Consider the following 22,196-nt stretch of genomic DNA (forward strand, 5'->3'; position numbering starts at 1 on the left):
ATAAGAAACACGGTTATTAGTTAGCTATCGATTAATTCGCTGGCTTCCACCTTTCGCGCAGCTTTCAAAACCCGTGTGAATAACGCCAAAACGAAAGAAACTTGAAATTTCTTTTAATCATGTGTGACCTGTCCCCGGGTTGCGTGCATCAGTACAAGTAACCAGCCGAACGGTAAGCCCAACCGACGGCAGATCATTTGATTGGGCACGACAGAGAGAAGAACCATGACCGCCCCGCTCCGTTTCAACGAAGCTCTTCTGATTGCCAACCACGCTTTCAAACCTTTTCAATGCGTGGCCTGGGCGCCACAAGACGGCAATGGCGAACTAAGCCTGACCGTCGTCGACCGCACCAATTCCCACATTGGCCGCAAACAGATTCCAAGCAGCGCTTATTCCGATCCGGCGCAGCTTGAACAATTGTTGCAACAGGCTCGCGCCGAACTCAGCGAAGAAGGTTACAACCTGCAATCGTGGTCGATGCCGCACTAATAATGACAAAGCGCGGATAACCTCAGTGTTATCCGCGCTTTTTTATTAGTTGCGTGGCAAGTGCTTGGCAAGCTTGCGACTGGTTCAAAAAGACATTGTTCTGGCACAGTGCGACTCGTTAACCCGGTTGTACTTCACCGCCTACAGGGATTGAATGTTCGGCTCATGCAGTTGCCGCCCGCTTCGGGTTTCGGTCGACTCGCAAGGAGACGCGTGCATGTCTAACCTGAATGCGACTGCGCTACCGCAGCCAACCCACAACGCCGGCCAACTAGACACTGGTTTCGCCGGTACCGGCATCGCCCAAGTCTACTTTGCCGGGTGCATTTCCAGCATGACCCAAGGGGTCACTCTCGATCAGCAAGGTCGCGTGCTGGTCGCCGCCAAGGTCACGACACCAAATGGCAGTTGTTTTGGCCTCGCACGCCTGCTGGACGACGGTTCCGCTGATCTGCAATTCGGGCATCAGGGCAGCGTCATCGGCCAGTTTTCACACGGTTTCGAAAGTATGGCCGGCAGAGTCCGTGAGTTGCCGGACGGTCGAATTCTGCTGGCGGGCCTGCATTATGAGAACGCCCATCGCACCCTGCCCGCTCTCGCTGTTTTCGATGCCCTCGGCCGCCCGGATCGCACCTTCGGCGACAACGGCTTTGTCGTCGTGCGTTTGCCCGGCGACTTGTCGATGGGCAATCGCGATATCTGGCTGCCACCCGGTGTCCCGGGCGCTGAGGCTTGTGACATCGTGGTGCAGGACGACGGTTGCATCCTGCTCATCGCCAATCATCATTTCGAACTCGCCGATCACGCCGGTCTGCTGATCCGCCTCACGCCTGATGGCAACCTTGACGAAACATTCAATGGCCGTGGCTTTGTGATGATCCGTCATCTGTTGCTCAACACCTGGCTAAGCAGCCTGTTGGTGCAGGAGGATGGGCGAATCGTCGTTTGTGGTTCAATCGATCTGCCACAGGAAGGCCTGCTGGCGCGGTACCTGGCGGATGGCCGGCTCGACGAAACGTTTGCCATCGATGGCTTCATGGCGTTCAAGGCACATGGGCGCAGCGTGCTGGTCAGTCAGGTGCTGGAATCCGCGGGGCGTCTGCATTGTTTCGGCAGCAGCCGCGACCCGATCCGTTGCCTGGCCTTGAGTCTGCACGGCAATGGCCGCGCGGACTTCCACTGCAATGCCGGCCATCCAAACATCCTCGATATCGGCCACAGCGGTTGCCAATGGAACGCTGCACAGCGCACCGCCGACGGTGACCTGATCGCCGTCGGCTCGACCATTGGCGGAGTCGAAGCCGATTTCATCGTCGCGCGTTTTCGCGCCGACGGTCATCTCGACGATACGTTCGGCAATGGCCTTGGCTGGTTGCGCACACGCCTGGGCCGCAGTCTGGACACTGCGACCTGCGTGGACATGCAAGCCGGCGGCAAGATTGTGGTGGGTGGCTATTCGCTCGATGGCTGTTATCGCGCAGTCGTGGCGCGTTATCTGACGTGATCGAGAGACGCGTCCTACACTTGATCTTCTTCGACACATCCGGCAACTTGCGCGCTTCTTAATACAAGGAGCTACCGATGTCCGGTTCAATGGCCCAGGCGTTCGCGCAAAACTTTCTCGGACACTCCCCACGCTGGTACAAGGCGACCATCGTCGGGTTTCTGATCCTTAATGCCCTGGTGCTATTTACCGTCGGCCCGGTGGCTGCCGGCTGGTTGCTGGTCATCGAATTCATCTTCACCCTCGCCATGGCGCTTAAGTGCTATCCGCTGATGCCCGGCGGATTGCTGCTGGTGGAAGCGCTGCTGTTGAAGATGACCACACCGCAGGCGCTTTACGATGAGTTGGCGCACAACTTTCCGGTGATTCTGCTGCTGATGTTCATGGTGGCCGGCATCTACTTCATGAAGGATCTGTTGCTGTACCTGTTTTCGCGGTTGCTGCTGGGCGTACGCTCGAAAGCGATGCTGGCCTTGATGTTCTGCTTTCTGTCGGCGTTTCTCTCGGCGTTTCTCGATGCGCTGACGGTGACGGCGGTGATCATCAGTGCGGCGGTGGGTTTCTATTCGGTGTATCACCGCGTCGCGTCCGGCAACGATCCGCGCCAGGACAGTGAGTTCGGTGACGACCAACAACTGCCAAAACTGCATTACGAAGACCTTGAGCAGTTCCGCGCATTTTTGCGCAGCCTGTTGATGCACGGCGCGGTCGGAACTGCGCTGGGCGGCGTTTGCACGCTGGTCGGCGAGCCGCAGAATTTGCTGATCGGCCATGAAATGGGCTGGCATTTTGGCGAGTTCTTTCAGAAAGTCGCCCCGGTTTCAATGCCGGTCCTCGCGGCGGGACTGGTAACTTGCGTCCTGCTGGAGAAACTGCGCTGGTTCGGCTACGGCACGCTGCTGCCCGACAACGTTCGCGCCGTGCTGGCCAATTACGCTGCCGAAGACAACGCTGAACGTACCCCGCGTCAGCGCGCCGCGCTGTTGGTGCAAGCGGGCGCCGCTCTGGTCCTGATCGGCTGCCTGGCGTTCCATTTGGCCGAAGTCGGCCTGATCGGATTGATGGTGATCGTATTGATTACGGCGTTTACCGGCATCACTGACGAGCATCGCCTGGGCAGCGCATTCAAAGACGCCATGCCGTTCACCGCCCTGCTGGTGGTGTTTTTTGCGGTGGTCGCGGTGATTCACGATCAACAGTTGTTCGCACCGCTGATTCATTGGGTGCTGACGTTGCCGGTCGAGCAACAACCGGGCATGTTGTTCATTGCCAACGGCGTGTTGTCGGCGATCAGCGACAACGTATTCGTGGCGACGATTTACATCACTGAAGTGAAACAAGCGTTTCTCGCCGGGCACATGAGCCGCGAGCACTTCGAGACTTTGGCAATCGCGATCAACACCGGCACCAACCTGCCGAGCGTCGCGACGCCGAACGGTCAGGCCGCGTTTCTGTTTCTGCTGACCTCGGCGATTGCGCCGCTGGTGCGTTTGTCGTACGGGCGCATGGTGTGGATGGCGGTGCCGTACACCGTGGTGATGGGCTTGCTTGGTTGGTATGCCGTGAGTTACTGGCTGTAACCACTGCCCACTGTAGGAGCTGACGAAGGCTGCGATCTTTTGATCTTGAACTGCCAAAGCACAATCAAAAGATCGCAGCCTCGTTTCACTCGTCAGCTCCTACAAAGCCCAGTCGAGGTAGGAGCTGCCGAAGGCTGCGATCTTTTGATCTTGAACTGCCAAGGCACAATCAAAAGATCGCAGCCTCGTTTCACTCGTCAGCTCCTACAAAGTCCAGTCGAGGTAGGAGCTGCCGAAGGCTGCGATCTTTTGATCTTGAACTGTCGAAGCACAATCAAAAGATCGCAGCCTCGTTTCACTCGTCAGCTCCTACAACGTCCAGTCGAGGTAGGAACTGCCGAAGGCTGCGATCTTTTGATCTTGAACTGTCAAAGCACAATCAAAAGATCGCAGCCTCGTTTCACTCGTCAGCTCCTACAGAGCCCAGTCGAGGTAAAAGCTGCCGAAGGCTGCGATCTTTTGATCTTGAACTGTCGAAGCACAATCAAAAGATCGCAGCCTCGTTTCACTCGTCAGCTCCTACAAAGTCCAGTTGAGGTAGGAGCTGCCGAAGGCTGCGATCTTTTGATCTTGAACTGTCGAAGCACAATCAAAAGATCGCAGCCTCGTTTCACTCGTCAGCTCCTACAACGTCCAGTCGAGGTAGGAGCTGCCGAAGGCTGCGATCTTTTGATCTTGAACTGTCAAAGCACAATCAAAAGATCGCAGCCTCGTTTCACTCGTCAGCTCCTACAACGTCCAGTCGAGGCAGGAGCTGCCGAAGGCTGCGATGTTTTGATCTTGAACTGTCGAAGCACAATCAAAAGATCGCAGCCTCGTTTCACTCGTCAGCTCCTACAACGTCCAGTCGAGGCAGGAGCTGCCGAAGGCTGCGATCTTTTGATCTTGGCTGCCGAAACACAATCAAAAGATCGCAGCCTCGTTTCCTCGTCAGCTCCTACAAAGTCCAGTCGAGGTAGGAGCTGCTGAAGGCTGCGATCTTTTGGTCTTGAACTGTCGAAGCACAATCAACAGATCGCAGCCTCGTTTCACTCGTCAGCTCCTACAGAATTCAGTCGAGGTAGGAGCTGCCGAAGGCTGCGATCTTTTGATATTGAACCGCCAAAGCACAATCAAAAGATCGCAGCCTCGTTTCACTCGTCAGCTCCTACAAAGTCCGGTCGAGGCAGCTCCTACCAAGGTTTCAGTGCACAAGGATGTATTTTTCGATGGCCTGGGCCACGCCGTCTTCGGTATTCGGCGCGGTGACGACGTCGGCCTGGCGCTTCACGGCCTCTTCGGCCTGGCCCATGGCAATCGACAATCCCGCACAGTTGAACATCGCCGGGTCGTTGCCGCCGTCGCCGATGGCGGCGGTTTGCTCCAGTGGCACGCCGAGGTATTCGGCGATGGTGGTCAGCGCTGTGCCTTTGTTGGCCTCCAGCGCCGTCACGTCGAGGTACACCGGTTGCGAGCGCGAGACCTGCGCCATGCCGTTGACCTTAGGCAACAACTGCGCCTCCAGCTCAATCAACAAATCGGTGTTGTTGCTCGTCGCGACGATCTTGTCGATATGTTCCAGATACGGTTCGAAGCTCTCCACCACCACCGGCGGATAGCCTAGCCCGTGCTGCTCACGCGGCACCATCGGCCCGTGCGGGTCCTTGAGCAACCAGTCGCCGCCGCTGAACACCCAGATTTCCACGTCCGGCTGATCGGCAAACAATGCCAGTGCGATCAGCGCAGTGGTCGCCGGCAAATAATGCGCCGCCAACAGCGTGCCGTCAGGATTGACGATAGTCCCGCCATTGAATGCCGCCGTCGGCAGATCGACGCCCAGGGCCTCGATCTGCTGCAACATGGCTTTCGGTGGCCGGCCCGTGGCGAGGCTGAACAATACGCCCGCTTCGCGTAACGAACGCACGGCGTCTATGGTGCGCTGACTCAGCGTGTGATCGGGAAGCAACAGCGTGCCGTCCATGTCGCTGAGCAGAAACCGGATGGGTTGTTTCGGCAAGTCACTCATCCGAGGCCATGCCAGACGCGACCGTCGCGCGTCAGCAGGTCTTCGGCAGCCTGCGGGCCATCTTCACCGGCAGCGTAAGTCTGCACGCTCGCATCCTGTTGCCAGGCGTCGAGGAACGGCTGCACCGCGCGCCAGCCGTTCTCGATGTTGTCGGCGCGCTGGAACAGGGTCTGGTCGCCGGTCAGGCAATCGTAGATCAGCGTTTCGTAGCCGGTCGATGGTTGCATCTCGAAGAAATCCTTGTAGGCAAATCCCAGTTCGATGTTGGCCATGTTCAGCGCCGGGCCCGGGCGCTTGGCCAGCAGGTCGAACCACATGCCTTCGTTCGGCTGGATCTGGATGCGCAAATACGTTGGCTGCAACTCGTCCACTTCAGTGTCGCGGAACTGCGCGTACGGCGCCGGTTTGAAGCAGATGACGATCTCGGTGTCGCGCACGCTCATGCGTTTGCCGGTGCGCAGGTAGAACGGCACGCCGACCCAACGCCAATTGTCGATCATCACCTTCAGCGCCACATACGTTTCCGTGGTGCTGTCAGGCGAAACATTGGCCTCTTCGCGGTAACCCGTTAACGGCTTGCCATCACGCTCGCCGGCCGTGTACTGACCGCGAACCGAATTGGCCCGCGCCTCTTCCGTCGTCCATGGACGGATAGCGCCGACCACCTTGGCCTTCTCGCCACGCACCGCGTCGGCGCCGAACGCCGCGGGCGGCTCCATGGCGACCATGGCCAGCAACTGGAACAGGTGATTGGGCACCATGTCGCGCAGTGCGCCGGTGTGTTCGTAAAAACTGCCACGGGTTTCGACGCCGACGGTTTCGGCAGCAGTGATCTGCACGTGGTCGATGTAGTGGTTGTTCCAGAAGGCTTCGAACAGGCTGTTGGAGAACCGGCTGACCAGAATGTTCTGCACGGTTTCCTTGCCCAGGTAGTGGTCGATCCGATAGATCTGTTTCTCGCTCATCACTTTGAGCAGGCAAGCGTTCAAGGCCTCGGCGGTGTGCAGATCGGAGCCGAACGGCTTCTCGATCACCACCCGTCGGAATGCTTCCGGTGTTTCTTCAAGCAAACCGGCGCTGCCGAGGCGGCGAACCACTTCACTGAAGAAACGCGGCGCGGTGGCCAGGTAGAACACCGCATTGCCGGTGCCGCTGTCGGCGATTTTCGCCGCCAGGGCTGAATAAGTGCTGTCGTCGAGGAAATCGCCCTCGACGTAGCTGATGCCTTTGGCGAGTTTGGCCCACAAGGCCGGATCAAGCATCTGATCGGCCTTGCCGACTTTCGCCGCCACTTCGCTGCGGATGAAGTCTTCGAGCTTCAGCGCGAAGGCTTCATCGGTGATTGCGTTGTGGTCAACCCCGACGATCCGCAGATTTTCGTCAAGCAGGCCGTCGCGACTGAGGTTGTACAGCGCCGGCATCAGCAAACGCTTGACCAGGTCGCCGTGGGCACCGAACAGAAACAGCGTGGTCGGTGGTGCGGGTTCTGCTTTGGACTTTCTGCGGATCGTACGGGTCATTTCTTGGCAATCTCCACGTGGCCACCGAAGCCGAAGCGTTGTGCAGAAAGGATCTTGTCGCCGAAAGTGCCCTGGCCGCGCGAGCGGTAACGCGAGAACAGCGAGTTCGACAGCACCGGTACCGGCACCGCTTGCTCCATGGCGGCTTCGATGGTCCATTGGCCTTCGCCGCTGTCAGCGACGGAGCCGGAGAAACCGTCGAGTTTCGGATCGCTCGCCAGTGCATCGGCCGTGAGATCCAGCAACCACGACGAAACCACGCTGCCACGACGCCAGACTTCGGCAATGTCGGCCACATTCAGATCGAAACGCTGATCTTCCGGCAGGCGTTCGCTGGATTTGGTCTTGAGAATGTCAAAGCCTTCGGCAAACGCGGCCATCATTCCGTACTCGATGCCGTTGTGGATCATCTTCACGAAGTGGCCGGCGCCAGCAGGACCGGCGTGGATGTAGCCATGTTCGGCGCGATGATCATCGGACTTGCGATCCTTGGTGCGCGGAATGTCGCCCATGCCCGGTGCCAGTGCGGCAAACAGCGGATCGAGGCGCTGCACGGTTTCGGCGTCACCGCCGATCATCATGCAGTAGCCGCGCTCCAGACCCCAGACGCCGCCGGAGGTACCGACGTCGATGTAATGCAGGCCCTTTTCGTTGAGGGCTTTGGCGCGACGAATGTCATCCTTATAGTTGGTGTTGCCGCCGTCGATGATGGTATCGCCGGGTTCAAGCAAAGTGCTCAGGGTGTAGATGGTGTCTTCGGTCGGTGCGCCAGCGGGCAACATGACCCAGATGGCGCGCGGCTTGTCGAGGCCGGCAACCAGTGCTGGCAGATCGGCTACGCCGGTGGAGCCCTCGGCGACCAGGTTATCGATGAAAGCGGTATTGCGGTCGTAAACAACGGTGGTGTGACCGTTGAGCATCAGACGTCGCGCAATATTGCCGCCCATGCGGCCCAGTCCAATAATCCCGAGTTGCATGTGCTGATGCTCCTTACTACAAATAAATGTGTGTCATTGGTTATAGCCCAACGCGACTGTTGGAGGTTAGTCCAGAGCGTTGCGATGAAGTTTCCGGGCATTGTGCCCGATCCAGAGTGATAACGCCCCGAATCCTGCCGAAGACACACCGACCATGAAAAATAAAAAAGTTCCCTTCCAGGGCAAAAGAAATCAAAATTGGCGCCGATAGTAAGTCAAGCGCCTCGGAACGAGGAGTGACTTACAGTTGATGCACGCCATTTGCGAGGTGAGCAATGGGCACAGTACACACAGCAATGCCGCCACAAACCCTTTACGTCACAATTCGCCGCGACGAACTGCGCCAGTTGAAAGACGAGCGCGATCAGCTCAAGCAAGAGTTGGCGCAATTGCGCGCGCTGACCCAGGGCGCCCAGCCCAAGCCGTTCCCGGTTGTCCAGCGTCAACCCCACGCCTGATCCCTCGCCAGCTTCGGGAGCGACCTGCGTCGTTCCCGACATGATCCAGCCCCCCTGCGAAACTAACAAAGTTTTCACATTGCCTTAGCGATACTCCCGCGCATTCTGGCCGGGCGTGTGCGTTCGGCCTCCGTTCGTCGGTTTCATGGATGCGGTCCGGCGGTTGATATGACGACACGCTGGAGTGCTGAATGGCATTGTTCAAACGCAGCAAAACGACTGCGACAGGTTTCGACTGGGCCGGTTTTCTCTGGCTGTTCGTGTTCTTCTGGTATTTCTCGGGCATTACCCAACTGCTGATCCAACTGACCGGTACTTCCGGTTTCACCGGGTTCCGCCAGGCGTTTGTGATGAGCGCAATCTGGCTGGCGCCGATGCTGCTGTTTCCCAAGCGCACCAAGGTGCTCGCCGCCGTCATCGGCATTGTCCTGTGGGCCTGCTCCATGGCCAGCCTGGGTTACTTCTTCATCTATCAGCAAGAGTTTTCCCAGAGCGTGATTTTCATCATGTTCGAATCTAACGTCTCGGAAGCCGGCGAGTACATGACCCAGTACTTTGCCTGGTGGATGGTGCCGGCATTCCTCGCGCACACCTTGTTCGCTTATTTCCTCTGGACCCGTCTGCGTCCGGTGTATCTGCCGCGTGGCCGCGCGCTGGTGGCGGCCACGGCGATCGTGGTGGCCGTCGTCGGTTACCCGCTGGTCAAGCAAACCATGCGCACCGGCAGTTTCGCTGAAGGGTTCGAGAAATTCGAAACCCGTATCGAACCGGCCGTGCCGTGGCAAATGGCGGTGGCTTACCACCGTTATCAGGAAACTCTGGCCGACATGCAGGGCATGCTGCACAACGCGAGCAAGATCGCGCCGCTGAAAAATCTCAAGGACGTTGCGGCCAATCAACCGGCGACGCTGGTGCTGGTGATCGGCGAATCGACAAACCGCCAGCGCATGAGTCTCTACGGCTACCCGCGCAAAACCACACCTGAACTGGACAAGCTCAAGGATCAGCTGGCGGTGTTCGACAACGTCATCACGCCGCGTCCTTACACCATCGAGGCGTTGCAGCAGGTGCTGACGTTTGCCGACGAAGAACATCCAGACCTCTATCTTTCCACGCCGTCGTTGGTCAGTGTGATGAAACAGGCCGGCTACAAGACGTTCTGGATCACCAATCAGCAAACCATGACCAAGCGCAACACCATGCTCACGACATTCTCTGAACAGGCCGACGAGCAGGTGTACCTGAACAACAACCGCAACCAGAACGCCGCGCAGTACGACGGCGACGTGATCGAGCCGTTCAACAAGGCGTTGACCGATGCGGCGCCGCGCAAGCTGATCGTTGTCCACTTGCTCGGCACGCACATGAGTTATCAATATCGTTATCCGCCGAGCTTCGACAAGTTCCAGGATCGCGAAGGCGTGCCTGCCACCCTGCGTGACGATCAGGTGCCGACATACAACAGTTACGACAATGCCGTGCTGTACAACGATTTCGTGGTGTCCAGCCTGATCAAGGACTACGCCAAGTCCGATCCGAACGGTTTCCTGCTGTACCTCTCCGATCACGGTGAAGACGTGTTCGACTCGGTCGGCCATGGCACGCTGGGTCGCAACGAAAACAAACCGACCGCGCCGATGTACACCATCCCGTTCATGGCCTGGGCCTCGCCGAAGTGGAAGGAAAACCATGACTGGAGCTTCGCCGCAGATTTGAGCCGCCCGTACAGCAGCTCGCAGTTCATCCATACCTGGGCGGATCTGGCTGGATTGAGCGCGGATGAGCTGGATCGCAGTCGCAGCCTGGTCAGTGACAGCTTCACGCAGCGCCCGCTGATGATCGGCAACCCCTACGAACGCCAACAGCGACCACTCATCGACTTCAGTTTGATGAAGCCGAAGAAACCGGCCGCCAACGCAACAGAAGTCGTGCAGCAATAAACGCCCTCAAGACCTGCATACGCTGATCAGCGTATGCAGGTCTTCAGCCGATGTTCGCAGTGGAAACACCTTGTAAAACCTCCGCGATTCGGATGTTAACCCCCTGTTAATTCCTCCCGTTGAAACTCGGCTTTCGAGTTTTGCTTCATGGACGAAACGACTCCCACTTGTTCAGTCGGAGGCACCATGAAAATCATCACCGCTCTGCTCACCACGTTAATTGCCCTTGGCTCCGCCAGCGCTTTTGCTGAAGGCGGCGCCGAACGCATGCGTTACTACTACGACAATTTCCCGGTTCACCACGCGCAAAGCGAACAGGCCAGCGACGCCAACGCGAAAGGAATCCGCGTTCCCGCCGATCAGACCGCGCAGGTCACCGAGTCGTATCGCGACTGAGATTCATCGAGCAACCGATGGACCTTTCGCGGCTCCGCTCTGGCCCGAAAGACGACAGTTGGGCGCCCTACCGGGCGCCTTTTTTTACGCCTGCAGTTCCTTGATCCAGAACAGCATGCGCCCGTGATCCGGGTCGAACATGCCTGGCGCGAAGCCGAATTTGCCGTAGGCATTCTGCGCAACGGCATTGCCTTCGAGCACTTCCAGCGTGATCTTGCAGCAGCCGCGCTGGCGGGCAATATCTTCGACCTTGCGCAGCATTTTCTGGCTCAAGCCCAAGCCGCGGAATTTGCCCACCACGGCGACATCGTGCACGTTGATCAGCGGTTTGCAGGCGAGGTGGAAAACCCTTCGAAACAATTGACCAATCCAGCCGGCTCGCCATCGACGAAAGCCAGCACACTGAACGCATGGGGGCGTCGCGCGAGTTCTTCCGGCAAGCGCCGCAGCAACTTCGGGGCGATCGGATGGCCACCGCCCATGGGGTCTTCTGCGTAATGGTTGAGCACAATACCGATGGCCTCGGCGTGCGTTGGATTGCTGTAGCTGGCCTGAATTACAAGAATTTCTGCGGAATCCATTTCCATCCCCGAACACATGAGCCCCGGCGCGCAAAGTGCGCGCTGACAGGCTGCTCGACCTTAGCGCGGCGGTGATCGGCCAGGCAACCCACTGCACGCTAAAGATCAAAAGATCAAAAGATCAAAAGATCGCAGCGTGCCGCAGCTCCTACGCGATCATCGCGAGGCTGAGGTTTATGTAGGAGCTGTCGAGTGCAACGAGGCTGCGATCTTTTCAAGATCAAAAGACCGCAGCGCCCACACGATCATCGAGAGGCTGAGGTTTGCGTAGGAGCTGTCGAGTGCAACGAGGCTGCGATCTTTTCAAGATCAAAAGACCGCAGCGCCCACACGATCATCGCGAGACGGAGATTTGTGTAGGAGCTGTCGAGTGCAACGAGGCTGCGATCTTTGCTTTTCAACGGCCCCAGATCAGTTCTTCAGTCCAGCCCAGTTCGGCGAAATCCTCGGCGCGCAACGCCGCTTCACCCGCACAGAAAAATTCATCCAGCTGCGGCGGTTTTACCGACGTATCGCTGAGCATCGCGTGCACCTGTCCACGATGATGAATCTGGTGTTCAAACAGATGCGAGAGCAAACGCAAACGGCTGTCGTGCTGCGGTGTCTCGCGGGCGATGGTGACGATGCGCGACAGGTCGGCGTCGCGCAGCTGCTCGCAATAGGCGATCAGGCGCCGATCAACATGAGCCTGTTCGTCGCGCAACGGGCGAGCAGCGGTGAACGGCTCATCCAGATTGAAGAACACGTAGCAATCGGGATGCGGTTCGGCGCCGCGCAGCTCCCGTCCCAGCGCATCAACGTAGAACCAGTCGCAGGTCAGAATGTGATTGAGGGTCAGGCGAATGCTCGGAAAGAAACTCACCCGCGGCGCCGTCAGTTCAGTGTCGTCGAGTTGCGTCCAGGCCTTGGCCAATCGGTGATTGGCCCAGGCATTCTGATAGGCCATGGTCAACAAATGGTGGGACAGCGGTTGATTCATGGTTGCGCCCTCTTCCCTCACTTTTCGGCGAAGCGCTGCAGCTGCATCTCCTGCAAACGGCTGAGCGTACGGCGAAACGCAAACTCCAGATAACCCTCGGTATACAGCGCAGCCATCGGCACCTGCGCCTCAACGTAAAGCGGCACCTTGCGGTCATAGCACTCGTCGACCAGAGCAATAAAACGCCGCACGCCATCGTCATGCACTGACAATTGCGGCAGTTCGCGATCCCCGGCGACCACCCGTTCAGCGCCGTCTTCGGTGCCCCGGGCGATGCGCCCTTCGCGCTTCTGTGCGCTGAGATTCGGCACATCGCTCAACAGAATAGCCCGGTACGTGTCGCACAGCGTGATGAAATCCATGGCGGCGAATGGCTGCTCGCACAGATCGGCATAGCGGCACCACAGCACCGATTCGCTGGCCTTGATGACATTGAGCACGCGATGCCCGACCGATACGGGTTGCTGGCTGGCCGCGCATCCCTGCGTCAGCGTTTGAAACACTTCTTCGAGTGCGCTGACCGAGCCCGGCATCGCCACAAAGAAGCGCTGCTCAATGGCGCCCGGATGCAAACGATGATCCTCGGCGCCATTGACCGGCACAACTTGCATATGTGCCTTGATCGCCGCAATCGCCGGGGTGAACCGGTCGCGATTGAAGCCGTCAGCGTAGAGATCGTCCGGTGGCAGATTCGAGGTGCAAACCACCACCATGCCCTCCTCGAACATCACCTGGAACAAACGGCCAAGAATGATCGCATCGCCGATGTCATTGACGAACAGCTCATCGAAACACAACACACGCACTTCGGCGGCCAGTTCCCTTGCCAGCGCCCGCAATGGGTCGGCGATCCCGCTCAACTGGAACGAGCGCTGGTGCACCCAGCCCATGAAGTGATGGAAATGCTGACGCCGCGACGGCACCCGCAAGCTTTGGTAGAACTGATCCATCAGCCACGTCTTGCCGCGTCCGACCGGGCCCCACAAGTAAACGCCGGCAACCGAACGTTCGCCAGCGTGCAAGGCTTCGTGACATTTTTGCAACGCCCAGACGGCGTGCTCCTGAGCTTCATCCTGAATGAAGCCGTTGTGCTCGATGGCATGCTGCCAAGCGCTGAGGGGGGAGTCGAAAGTCATGCGCGGCAGTATGCCACGGCCGCAATCAACGGGGGCTTCGACCGTTTGGCAACTATGGCTTGACGATAAATATTACCGGCATCATATTGAGTAATATTTCGCCCATAATTTTCTCCAGGAGTATCGCCATGCACTACAAAGTCTTCGGCCGTAAAACCGGCTTGCGCGTCTCGGAACTGGCGCTGGGCGCTGGCAACTTCGGCACGGGTTGGGGCCATGGCGCCGAGCGGGACGAGGCCAAACGTATCTTTGATGGCTACCTCGAGGCGGGCGGCAACTTCATCGACACCGCCAATGGCTATCAGGGCGGGCAATCGGAATCGATGCTCAGCGAGTTCATCGCCACGGAGCGCGATCGTCTGGTGATCGCCACCAAATACACGATGGGTACTACACCGGCAGACGGTATTTCCCACACTGGCAACAACCGCAAGAACATGGTGCGTGCCGTCGAGGAAAGCCTGAAGCGCCTGAAAACCGATCACATTGATCTGTTCTGGGCGCATATCAGCGATGGCGTGACGCCCATGGAAGAAATCCTGCGCGGGCTTGATGACCTGGTTCGCGCGGGGAAAATTCACTACGCCGGACTGTCGAACTTCCCGGCATGGCGCATCGCCCGTGCCGACGTGCTTGCAGAGGTGCGTGGGTTTGCGCCGATTGCAGCGATTCAGGTCGAGTACAGCCTGGCCGAACGCAGCGCTGAACGCGAATTGCTGCCGATGGCTGAAGCGCTCGGTTTGGCCGCCACACTGTGGTCGTCACTGGGCGGCGGCTTCCTCACTGGCAAATATCGCAACAGCGACGACAACACCCGCGCCGCCAAACTCGGCATGTTGGTGCATGCGGAAAAAAGCGCCCGGGAAACCGCCCTCCTCGACACCCTCCTTGCCGTCGCCAGCGAAATCGGCGTTAGCCCGACCCACGTCGCCATTGCCTGGTTGCAGGAAAAAGCCAAACGCTCGACCACCGCGCTGATTCCGATTCTCGGCTCTCGCACTCGCGAACAACTCGATGCCACTCTAGGCGCACTCGACGTGCAGTTGGATGACGAGCAACTGGCCCGGCTCGATGGCACCAGCAGCACGCCGGCGGGTGTTCCACACGAGACGATTCTCAGCTCTGCGCCGCGTTATACCGGTTCGCAGAGGCTGGATTTGCCTAAGGTTCCGGTGGCGTAAGACGGTTGGAGTCTGCTCACGAAGGCGCTAGGTCAGTCAGAAACAGGTTGGCTGAACTGGCGTCTTCGCGAGCAAGCTCGCTCCCACAGGGGTTCTGCACGGGGGTTTTAACAATCGACTTTGTGTCGGGCGGCGTAGAGGCATAGCATTTCCATCGCCAATGTCGCAGCCGCCAGCGACGTGACGTCGGCATGATCATATGCCGGCGCCACCTCAACCACGTCCATGCCCACCAGATTGATCCCCCGCAAACCACCGAGGATCTCCAGCGCCTGCACCGTGCTCAAGCCCCCGCACACCGGCGTGCCTGTGCCGGGCGCAAACGCCGGATCGAGGCAATCAATATCGAACGTCAGATAAACCGGGTTATCCCCGACCCGTGCGCGGATGGCTTCGACAATTGCCTCACAGCCGCGCCGATGTACTTGCCGGGCATCGAGGATCTGGAAACCCATCGGGTCGTCATTGGTGGTGCGCAAACCGATCTGCACCGAGCGCGCCGGGTCAACCAGCCCTTCCCGCGCGGCATGCCAGAACATGGTGCCGTGATCGACGCGTTTGCCCTCTTCGTCCGGCCAGGTGTCGCTGTGCGCATCGAAGTGGATCAGCGACAGCGTGCCATGTTTGCGCGCGTGCGCCTTGAGCAGCGGGTAGCTGACGAAGTGATCGCCGCCAAAGGTAAGCATGGCGCTGCCGGCACTGAGAATGCGCTCGGCGTGGGCTTCGATGCTGTCGGGGATTGTCTGCGGCGAGCCGTAATCGAAATCGCAGTCGCCGTAGTCGATCACGGCTAAATGATCGAACGGGTCGAAGGTCCATGGCCAGTGGCGTTCCCAGGCGATGCCGGTGGACGCGGCGCGAATCCCGCGCGGCCCGAAACGCGCGCCGGGACGATTGCTAGTGGCGGTGTCGAACGGTACGCCACTGACCGCCACGTCGACGCCGCGCAAGTCACGGCTGTAACGCCGGCGCATGAAACTGGTGATGCCGGCATAGGTGCTTTCGGCGGCGGTGCCGTAAAGGCTGTCACGGGTCATCGCCTGATCGTTTTGCATTGGCACGTCCATCGATGTGCTCCTTCTTATTGTATTCAGGGCTATTGGTGGCTACGGAAAGTGGTCCAGAGGCGCGTGCGCTGGCGCATGTCCTTGAGGCTCATGCTGCGGTCGGCGTACAACCGTGCCCGCACATCGCTGGCTGGGTAGATGTCCGGATCGCCGCGCACGGCTTCATCCACCAGCGGCGTGGCGGCCTGGTTGGCAGTGGCGAAAAACAATGTGTTGGTCAATTCAGCCACCGAATCGGGTCGTAGCATGAATTCGATGAAGGCTCGGGCGGCGTCCGGGTGCGGCGCATCTTTGGGAATGGCGAGGTTGTCTTGCCAGATCAGGGTGCCTTCCTTGGGGATGCGATAGGCGACCTCGTACGGCTTGTTGGCCTTGCGCGCCTGATCAGCGGCCATGCTCGCATCGCCGTTGTAGGTCAGCGCCAGACAAACGTTACCGCTGGCCAGGTCGTTGATCTGCCGGCCGGTAGCGACGTACAGCACGGAAGGTTGAAGTTTGTGCAATAACGCGCTGGCGGCGGCCAGATCCTGTTTGTCGATGCTGTAAGGATCCTTGCCCAGATAATGCAGCGCCAGGCCAATGACTTCCTGCGGCGAATCGAGGATCGCGATGCCGCAGTCCTTCAGCTTGCTGGCGTATTCGGGCTTGAACAGCAAGTCGAGGCTATTAAGCGGCGCGTCCGGCAGACGCTGCTTCACTGCTTCGACATTCATGCCCAGCCCCAGCGTGCCCCACGTATACGGCACGCCGTAGCGATTGCCAGGATCGACGGCGGCGAGTTTCTCCAGCAAATCAGGATCAAGATTGGCGTAACCCTTGAGCTCTTCGCGGGGAATTTCTTTCAGCGCACCTGCGGCCAGCGCGCGGGCCAGAACGCTGGATGATGGCACCACCACGTCATAACCGCTGCCGCCGGTGAGCAGTTTGGTTTCCAGTACTTCCGAGGTATCGAAAGTGTCATAGCGCACATGAATGCCGGTCTCCTGCTCGAAGCGTTGCAGGGTTGACGGCGACACATAATCGGCCCAACTGTAGAAATTCAGGGTTTTGTCTTCCGCCTCGGCGGTGATCGCCATCGACAACAGCAGCGCGGAAAAACACAGCTTGAACACGGGAGCCATGACGAACACCTGAGCGGAGGAAGTGGTGGCAGGATGCGCCGTCGGATACATTAGAAAAATAGCGCGTTAATTATCCTGACTTTATCCCGGAGTAATGTGATGCTCGGCCAACTCCATGACGTCGATTTACAGTTGTTGCGCCTGTTCGTCCGCGTGGTCGAATGCGGCGGCTTCAGCGCTGCGCAAGGCGATCTCGGCCTCAGCCAATCGAGCATCAGCCAGCAAATGGCGAAACTGGAAACGCGCCTGGGTTATCGCGTCTGCCGTCGCGGCAAGGGTGGATTCAACGTAACGCCCAAGGGCGAACATCTGCTGACTGCCGTGCGCGCGTTGTTCGAATCGATCGAGGTATTTCGTCATCAATCCAACGGCGTCGCTGGGCGCTTGATCGGTGAGGTGCGGCTGGGGATTTCCGAGTCGGTCGATCAGTCGGTACTGCAACGCGTCGCCGAGGCTATCCGGCGTTTTCGCGAGCGCGACGAATCGGTGCGTATCGAATTGATCAGCGCCATGCCCGGCGAGATGGAACGTTTGTTATTGCAACAGAGACTGGATCTGGCGATCGGCTATTTTTCGCAAGTGCAAAGTGCCTTCGACTACCGCCAACTGTTCAGCGAGACCCAGCATTTATATTGCGCGAAGGGACATCCACTGTTCACAGAAGCGGTGCCCGGCGATGCAGCGCTTGAGGCCTGCGACCGGGTTGATCACCCCTACCGTTTTCTGCGCAGCGACGAGCCATTTCAGGGCAAGGTCTGCTCGGCCCGCTCTGAACAGGTTGAAGGCACCCTCGCCTTTATCTTGTCGGGCAAGCATGTCGGCTATCTGCCTGACCATTACGCACGGGGCTGGCAGGAAAAAGGTTTGTTGCGCACCGTGCGCGAAGGTGAACTGAGCTTCGAGGTGGCTTTTCATCTGGCCAGGCATCGCGCGCAAGTGCCGGGGGATGCGCAGAAAGCCTTCGAAGAAGACTTGTTGGCAGCTTTCAAACCTGTGTAAAAGCTTCGGAGGCTCGGGCCGCGTTCGGATGATCTTTTGATGTTGCTTTGCAAGATCAAAAAATCGCAGCCTCGTTTCACTCGACAGCTCCTACGGGGATTAGGTTGGCGCCCAATAAAACCTGACCTTTCGGGCAGTTATTGCTCGTTGCCCTCGCCGTCCGCTTGCGGCATTCTGCGCGTCCATTTTTTGACCCGGCCCCGCCTCGCGGCGCGCAAAAACCATGACTGCCTCCAACAAACTCCCGCGCAACAACGATCTGATCTACGGCCTCAACGACCGTCCGCACCTGACTGCCACCGTATTTGCCGCACTGCAACATGTGCTCGCCAGCTTCGTCGGCATCATCACCCCGACGTTGATCATGGGCGGCGCGCTGGGTTTGCAGAGTGAAATTCCTTACCTGATCAGCATGGCATTGTTCGTTTCCGGCCTCGGCACGTTCGTGCAGGCCAAGCGTTTCGGCCCGGTCGGTTCAGGTTTGCTCTGCCTGCAGGGCACCAGTTTTTCCTTTATCAGCGTGATCCTCAGCGCCGGATTCATGGTCAAGGCGCGTGGCGGCGGCACCGATGAAATCCTCTCGACGATCTTCGGCGTGTGCTTTTTCGCCGCATTCATCGAAGTGGTGTTGAGCCAGTTCATCGGCAAACTGCGCATGCTGATTACTCCGGTAGTCACCGGCACGATCATCACGTTGATGGGCCTTTCGCTGATCAAAGTGGCGATGACCGACATTGCCGGCGGTTTCGGCGCGCCAGACTTGGGCGCGGCCAGCCATGTGTTCCTCGCGGCGCTGGTGATCGGCACGATTGTTGTGCTCAACCGCGTCGACGTACCGTTCCTGCGCTTGGGTGCGATCGTCATTGGCCTGACCCTCGGTTACTTCGTCGCCTGGCTGATGGGCACGGTGGACTTCGCTTCGATGCCTGAAGTGCCTTTGGTCAGCGTGCCCGTACCGTTCAAGTACGGCTTCAATTTCGACTGGGTGGCGTTCGTCCCGGTGGCCGTGATTTTCCTTGTCTCGCCACTGGAAGCCGCCGGTGACCTGACTGCCAACTCGATGATTTCGCGGCAACCGGTGAAAGGCCCGTTGTACATTCGCCGGATCAAGTCCGGGCTGCTCGCCGATGGCCTCAACTCGGCGATGGCGGCAGTGTTCAACAGCATGCCCATGGTGACCTTCGCGCAGAACAACGGCGTGATCCAGCTCACCGGCGTGGCCAGTCGCTACGTGGCGTTCTTCATTGCCGGTCTGCTGGTGCTGCTGGGTTTGTTTCCGATGATTGGCGCGGTGCTGCAGTTGATGCCCAAACCGGTGCTCGGCGGCGCTGAGCTGGTGATGTTCGGCACGGTTGCCGTGGCCGGGATCAAGATCCTCGCCGAAGCCGGCCTGCATCGGCGCAACATGCTGATCGTGGCGATTTCCCTGGGCATGGGCCTGGGCATCGCCGCCGTTCCGGAAGTGCTGCGCGAACTGCCGCAAGCCCTGCGCAACATCTTTGAATCGCCGATCACCGTCGGCGCGCTGTGTGCGATCGTGTTGAACATCTTTCTTCCGGAAGAATTCATCGAATTGGAAGAAGACGACTTCGACCCGGAAGCTTCTATTCTCCAAGTCATGGAAAATCCGGACATGGCCGCCAAGGCTGAACCTGCCCAACCAGCGGCTGTCGCACAGTTGAACCGTTAAACGTTGCGCCACAAAAAAAGGGCTGCGCCGGCGACGGTTCAGCCCTTTTTTGTTGAGAGTGTGTTTATGCGCCGCCTTCAAGCCATCGTTCTATCGTTATTGTTGCTGTCGCTCAGCGCCTGCGCCCTGTTTCCCGACCGTGATCCGGTGAACATCAATGTGGTGGGCCTCGAACCGCTGCCAAGCCAGGAGCTTGAGGTACGTTTTGCGATCAAACTGCGCGTGCAGAACCCCAACGACACGGCTATCGATTACAACGGCATCGCCCTGGACCTGGACGTCAATGGCCATTTACTGGCGTCGGGCGTCAGCGATCAGAGCGGCACGATTGCGCGTTTTTCCGAAACGATCGTGAGCGTGCCGGTCAGCGTTTCTGCGTTCTCGGTACTGCGCCAGACCCTCGGCCTGAGCCAGACGCAAACCCTCGACAATCTGCCCTACGTCTTGCGCGGCAAACTCGCCGGCGGCGTGTTCGGCACCCGGCGATTTGTCGACAGCGGCACGTTGAGCCTGCCCAAGGCCAGTGCGGCAGCGTGGTAAACACAGCAAAGTTGCCACCTTCCTTGTAGGAGCTGCCGCAGGCTGCGATCTTTTGATCTTTGAAAACCAAAAGATCGCAGCCTGCGGCAGCTCCTACAGGGTAGGCAGAGGTTCAGGTGTTGAAACGCACGCCAGGTCTGGCGCGCTCGTCGACCGACAGCTCGAACACATCCGGTCGCGCATAGTGGCCGACCACGTCGTAGTCGTAGCGGGCGCGGATCAGTTCATCGGTGTCGATATCGGCCGTCAGCAGCCCCGCTTCCCCACGCAATGGGCCAGCCAACACATCGCCCATTGGCCCGACAATCACGCTGCCACCGGCAATCAGCGGGCGATCCGCCGGCCAGTTGGCGATCTCGACGCCCAGTTCCTCAGGCGATGCCTGCACCTGACAGGCACTGACGACAAAACACCGTCCCTCGTGAGCAATATGGCGCATGCTGACTTGCCACATTTCCCGCTCGTCGACGGTCGGTGCGCACCACACTTCAACGCCTTTGGCGTACATCGCCGTGCGCAGCAGCGGCATCATGTTTTCCCAGCACACTACCGCGCCGAGCTTGCCGACTGGGGTATCGAATACCGGCAGCGTCGAGCCGTCGCCCTTGCCCCAGATCAGTCGTTCAGTGCCGGTCGGCATCAATTTGCGATGTTTGCCGGTCAGGCCGAGTTGCGGGTCGAAATACAGCGCGGTGCAATACAACGTGCTGCCGGCCCGCTCGATCACGCCAATTACCAGGTTGGCGCCAGTGCGCGCCGATAGCCCGGCCAGCGCGTCGGTCTCCACGCCCGGCACATCAATCGCGTTGGCAAAGTAATGTGCATAGGCCTCACGGCCTTCGGGCAGGCGATAACCCAATTGCGTGCCGAAGCCCTCGCCCTTCGGGTACCCGCCGAGCAGCGCCTCGGGCATGACCACCAGCGCCGCGCCGGATTCGCTGATCGCGCTTTCCCAACCGAGAATCTGTTCCAGGGTTTCACTTTTGCCGCCGGGCAAAGCACCGATCTGCAGCGCAGCAACAATCGACTTGGGCATCGCATTGACTCCATCAGGTTCAAAGGTTGCTGATTGTGTTGCGTCACGCGATCATGAATAAAGCCCGAAACACTGCTGAATGATATGAGCCAAATGAATATCGCCAATGTCGATCTCAATTTATTGAAAGTCTTCGAAGCCCTGCATGAAGAATCCAGCGCCAGCCGCGCGGCACTGCGCCTGGGCGTCACGCAATCGGCGGTGAGCGCTGCGTTGCGGCGTTTGCGCGATGTCTACGGCGACCCGTTGTTTGTGCGCACCGGACGCGGCCTCGCGCCCACGCTAAGGGCTAACCAGTTGAAACCGGTGGTCAGTGAGGCGCTGAACAAATGCCGGCAAAGTCTGGCGATGGTCGACCCGGCGGCCAATCAATACGAAGGTCGCTCGGTCACGGTGGGGCTATCGGACGACTTCGAGATTGCCTACGGTCGCCGCTTGATCGAAGAAATCGCCCGCAGTGCGCCGAAGCTGCGACTGATTTTTCGCCAGACCCACAGCCAGATCGTCGCCCGCGCGCTGATGGAGCGCAGCATCGATCTGGCAATCACTGCAGGTGGGTTTGCCGAACGCTTGCTCAGCCGGCAGGTGTTGGGCGAAGGCGGCTACGCGTGTCTGATCGATCCGGCGAGTCTTGCGCGCGGTCAGCAGGAAATCGGTCTGCAGGAGTTCGTGGCCCGCGAGCACATTCTGGTGTCGTCCGGCGGGTTTATCGGGATTACCGATGAGGGGTTGGCGGCGCTCGGGCTGAGTCGGCGGGTCTGCGCCTCGACCACGCATTTTGCGGCATTGCCTTACCTGCTCAAGGGCAGTCAGGCCGTGGCGACGATTCCGGCGCACGCCGCTGAGGGGATCGCGGCGCACAGCGGGCTGGCGCTGCTGCCCTGCCCGCTGGCCCTGCCACGCTATCCGATCGAGCTGGGCTGGCGCACCAGCACCCAGATCGATCCGGTGATAGTCAAAGTCCGTGAGGTGATTGCCGCCAGTTTCGGCTGAC

19 protein-coding genes and 1 pseudogene are annotated in these 22,196 nt (G+C 59.1%); 11 read left to right on the forward strand and 9 right to left on the reverse strand.

What is annotated here, in order from left to right:
- Window positions 1-225: 225 nt before the first annotated feature.
- The 3 genes from EL257_RS14615 (at window position 226) to nhaB (ending at window position 3,576) form a co-directional block, all read left to right on the forward strand.
- Complete coding sequence (locus tag EL257_RS14615) at window positions 226-492, forward strand: hypothetical protein (RefSeq protein ID WP_126363671.1); 267 nt, start codon at window positions 226-228, stop codon at window positions 490-492.
- 217 nt (window positions 493-709) lie between these two features.
- On the forward strand, window positions 710-1,996 hold the full coding sequence (locus tag EL257_RS14620; RefSeq protein WP_126363673.1) for a hypothetical protein: 1,287 nt from the start codon (window positions 710-712) through the stop codon (window positions 1,994-1,996).
- Window positions 1,997-2,073: 77 nt separating this feature from the next.
- The gene (gene nhaB, locus EL257_RS14625; RefSeq protein ID WP_126363676.1) at window positions 2,074-3,576 is read left to right on the forward strand and encodes a sodium/proton antiporter NhaB; all 1,503 of its coding nucleotides are present in this window, start codon (window positions 2,074-2,076) and stop codon (window positions 3,574-3,576) included.
- 1,183 nt (window positions 3,577-4,759) lie between these two features.
- Here the strand turns inward: nhaB and EL257_RS14630 are convergent.
- Genes EL257_RS14630 through gnd form a run of 3 tightly spaced genes read right to left on the reverse strand, consistent with a single transcriptional unit; the run spans window position 4,760 to window position 8,078 of the window.
- The gene (locus EL257_RS14630; protein ID WP_126363678.1) at window positions 4,760-5,581 is read right to left on the reverse strand and encodes an HAD family hydrolase; all 822 of its coding nucleotides are present in this window, start codon (window positions 5,579-5,581) and stop codon (window positions 4,760-4,762) included.
- Window positions 5,578-7,101, reverse strand: coding sequence for a glucose-6-phosphate dehydrogenase (gene zwf / locus EL257_RS14635; protein WP_126363680.1), 1,524 nt, complete (start codon window positions 7,099-7,101; stop codon window positions 5,578-5,580). Before zwf ends, EL257_RS14630 begins: the two co-directional genes overlap by 4 nt.
- Window positions 7,098-8,078 carry a phosphogluconate dehydrogenase (NAD(+)-dependent, decarboxylating) gene (gnd, locus tag EL257_RS14640; protein WP_126363682.1) on the reverse strand — a complete coding sequence of 327 codons (981 nt, stop codon included), beginning with the start codon at window positions 8,076-8,078 and terminating at the stop codon, window positions 7,098-7,100. The genes zwf and gnd overlap by 4 nt, the downstream gene beginning before the upstream one ends.
- A 275-nt stretch (window positions 8,079-8,353) precedes the next feature.
- Here gnd and EL257_RS14645 point away from each other — a divergent pair, with 275 nt between their 5' ends.
- The 3 genes from EL257_RS14645 to EL257_RS14655 all read left to right on the forward strand — a co-directional run bounded on the left by EL257_RS14645 (window position 8,354) and on the right by EL257_RS14655 (window position 10,872).
- Window positions 8,354-8,536 carry a DUF6026 family protein gene (locus tag EL257_RS14645; protein ID WP_126363684.1) on the forward strand — a complete coding sequence of 61 codons (183 nt, stop codon included), beginning with the start codon at window positions 8,354-8,356 and terminating at the stop codon, window positions 8,534-8,536.
- Window positions 8,537-8,727: 191 nt separating this feature from the next.
- A complete protein-coding gene (locus tag EL257_RS14650) occupies window positions 8,728-10,476 on the forward strand; it encodes a phosphoethanolamine transferase CptA (RefSeq protein ID WP_126363686.1) in 1,749 nt (582 codons plus the stop codon).
- A gap of 186 nt (window positions 10,477-10,662) precedes the next feature.
- Complete coding sequence (locus tag EL257_RS14655; protein ID WP_126363688.1) at window positions 10,663-10,872, forward strand: hypothetical protein; 210 nt, start codon at window positions 10,663-10,665, stop codon at window positions 10,870-10,872.
- Window positions 10,873-10,956: 84 nt separating this feature from the next.
- On the opposite strand, the pseudogene EL257_RS14660 reads toward EL257_RS14655, so the two are convergent.
- From EL257_RS14660 to zapE, 3 genes and pseudogenes are all read right to left on the reverse strand, one after another.
- Window positions 10,957-11,453, reverse strand: a pseudogene (locus tag EL257_RS14660) (GNAT family N-acetyltransferase).
- Between the two features lie 397 nt (window positions 11,454-11,850).
- The gene (locus EL257_RS14665; protein WP_126363690.1) at window positions 11,851-12,432 is read right to left on the reverse strand and encodes a DinB family protein; all 582 of its coding nucleotides are present in this window, start codon (window positions 12,430-12,432) and stop codon (window positions 11,851-11,853) included.
- Between the two features lie 17 nt (window positions 12,433-12,449).
- Window positions 12,450-13,568, reverse strand: a complete 1,119-nt coding sequence (gene zapE, locus EL257_RS14670) for a cell division protein ZapE (RefSeq protein ID WP_126363692.1) — start codon at window positions 13,566-13,568, stop codon at window positions 12,450-12,452.
- A 128-nt stretch (window positions 13,569-13,696) separates the two neighbouring features.
- Here zapE and EL257_RS14675 point away from each other — a divergent pair, with 128 nt between their 5' ends.
- Window positions 13,697-14,749, forward strand: coding sequence for an aldo/keto reductase (locus EL257_RS14675; RefSeq protein WP_126363694.1), 1,053 nt, complete (start codon window positions 13,697-13,699; stop codon window positions 14,747-14,749).
- A 107-nt stretch (window positions 14,750-14,856) separates the two neighbouring features.
- On the opposite strand, the gene speB is transcribed toward EL257_RS14675, so the two are convergent.
- Together speB and EL257_RS14685 are read right to left on the reverse strand one after the other, a co-directional pair.
- The gene (gene speB, locus EL257_RS14680; RefSeq protein ID WP_126363696.1) at window positions 14,857-15,816 is read right to left on the reverse strand and encodes an agmatinase; all 960 of its coding nucleotides are present in this window, start codon (window positions 15,814-15,816) and stop codon (window positions 14,857-14,859) included.
- Window positions 15,817-15,845: 29 nt separating this feature from the next.
- A complete protein-coding gene (locus tag EL257_RS14685) occupies window positions 15,846-16,937 on the reverse strand; it encodes an extracellular solute-binding protein (RefSeq protein WP_126363698.1) in 1,092 nt (363 codons plus the stop codon).
- 99 nt (window positions 16,938-17,036) lie between these two features.
- Here EL257_RS14685 and EL257_RS14690 point away from each other — a divergent pair, with 99 nt between their 5' ends.
- The 3 genes from EL257_RS14690 to EL257_RS14700 all read left to right on the forward strand — a co-directional run bounded on the left by EL257_RS14690 (window position 17,037) and on the right by EL257_RS14700 (window position 20,166).
- Complete coding sequence (locus tag EL257_RS14690) at window positions 17,037-17,936, forward strand: LysR family transcriptional regulator (protein ID WP_126363700.1); 900 nt, start codon at window positions 17,037-17,039, stop codon at window positions 17,934-17,936.
- 223 nt (window positions 17,937-18,159) lie between these two features.
- Window positions 18,160-19,626: a nucleobase:cation symporter-2 family protein gene (locus tag EL257_RS14695; protein WP_126363702.1), complete on the forward strand. Its 1,467-nt coding sequence runs from the start codon at window positions 18,160-18,162 to the stop codon at window positions 19,624-19,626.
- A 66-nt stretch (window positions 19,627-19,692) separates the two neighbouring features.
- Window positions 19,693-20,166, forward strand: a complete 474-nt coding sequence (locus tag EL257_RS14700) for an LEA type 2 family protein (protein WP_126363704.1) — start codon at window positions 19,693-19,695, stop codon at window positions 20,164-20,166.
- A 112-nt stretch (window positions 20,167-20,278) separates the two neighbouring features.
- Here the strand turns inward: EL257_RS14700 and EL257_RS14705 are convergent, their stop codons facing one another.
- Entirely contained in the window at window positions 20,279-21,202 is a 924-nt protein-coding gene (locus EL257_RS14705; RefSeq protein WP_126363706.1) for a carbon-nitrogen hydrolase family protein, read from the reverse strand.
- 84 nt (window positions 21,203-21,286) lie between these two features.
- Here EL257_RS14705 and EL257_RS14710 point away from each other — a divergent pair, with 84 nt between their 5' ends.
- Entirely contained in the window at window positions 21,287-22,195 is a 909-nt protein-coding gene (locus EL257_RS14710; RefSeq protein WP_126363708.1) for a LysR family transcriptional regulator, read from the forward strand.
- The last annotated feature ends 1 nt before the right edge of the window (window position 22,196 follow it).

The sequence above is a fragment of the Pseudomonas fluorescens genome (assembly GCF_900636825.1).
GTDB lineage: Bacteria > Pseudomonadota > Gammaproteobacteria > Pseudomonadales > Pseudomonadaceae > Aquipseudomonas > Aquipseudomonas fluorescens_BG.

Bases quoted from the DNA above. Each gene is read 5' to 3' on its own strand.
- EL257_RS14615 (WP_126363671.1), top strand. From the start codon at position 226: ATGACCGCCCCGCTCCGTTTCAACGAAGCTCTTCTGATTGCCAACCAC.
- EL257_RS14620 (WP_126363673.1), top strand. From the start codon at position 710: ATGTCTAACCTGAATGCGACTGCGCTACCGCAGCCAACCCACAACGCC.
- nhaB (WP_126363676.1), top strand. From the start codon at position 2,074: ATGTCCGGTTCAATGGCCCAGGCGTTCGCGCAAAACTTTCTCGGACAC.
- EL257_RS14630 (WP_126363678.1), bottom strand. From the start codon at position 5,581: ATGAGTGACTTGCCGAAACAACCCATCCGGTTTCTGCTCAGCGACATG.
- zwf (WP_126363680.1), bottom strand. From the start codon at position 7,101: ATGACCCGTACGATCCGCAGAAAGTCCAAAGCAGAACCCGCACCACCG.
- gnd (WP_126363682.1), bottom strand. From the start codon at position 8,078: ATGCAACTCGGGATTATTGGACTGGGCCGCATGGGCGGCAATATTGCG.
- EL257_RS14645 (WP_126363684.1), top strand. From the start codon at position 8,354: ATGGGCACAGTACACACAGCAATGCCGCCACAAACCCTTTACGTCACA.
- EL257_RS14650 (WP_126363686.1), top strand. From the start codon at position 8,728: ATGGCATTGTTCAAACGCAGCAAAACGACTGCGACAGGTTTCGACTGG.
- EL257_RS14655 (WP_126363688.1), top strand. From the start codon at position 10,663: ATGAAAATCATCACCGCTCTGCTCACCACGTTAATTGCCCTTGGCTCC.
- EL257_RS14665 (WP_126363690.1), bottom strand. From the start codon at position 12,432: ATGAATCAACCGCTGTCCCACCATTTGTTGACCATGGCCTATCAGAAT.
- zapE (WP_126363692.1), bottom strand. From the start codon at position 13,568: ATGACTTTCGACTCCCCCCTCAGCGCTTGGCAGCATGCCATCGAGCAC.
- EL257_RS14675 (WP_126363694.1), top strand. From the start codon at position 13,697: ATGCACTACAAAGTCTTCGGCCGTAAAACCGGCTTGCGCGTCTCGGAA.
- speB (WP_126363696.1), bottom strand. From the start codon at position 15,816: ATGGACGTGCCAATGCAAAACGATCAGGCGATGACCCGTGACAGCCTT.
- EL257_RS14685 (WP_126363698.1), bottom strand. From the start codon at position 16,937: ATGGCTCCCGTGTTCAAGCTGTGTTTTTCCGCGCTGCTGTTGTCGATG.
- EL257_RS14690 (WP_126363700.1), top strand. From the start codon at position 17,037: ATGCTCGGCCAACTCCATGACGTCGATTTACAGTTGTTGCGCCTGTTC.
- EL257_RS14695 (WP_126363702.1), top strand. From the start codon at position 18,160: ATGACTGCCTCCAACAAACTCCCGCGCAACAACGATCTGATCTACGGC.
- EL257_RS14700 (WP_126363704.1), top strand. From the start codon at position 19,693: ATGCGCCGCCTTCAAGCCATCGTTCTATCGTTATTGTTGCTGTCGCTC.
- EL257_RS14705 (WP_126363706.1), bottom strand. From the start codon at position 21,202: ATGCCCAAGTCGATTGTTGCTGCGCTGCAGATCGGTGCTTTGCCCGGC.
- EL257_RS14710 (WP_126363708.1), top strand. From the start codon at position 21,287: ATGAGCCAAATGAATATCGCCAATGTCGATCTCAATTTATTGAAAGTC.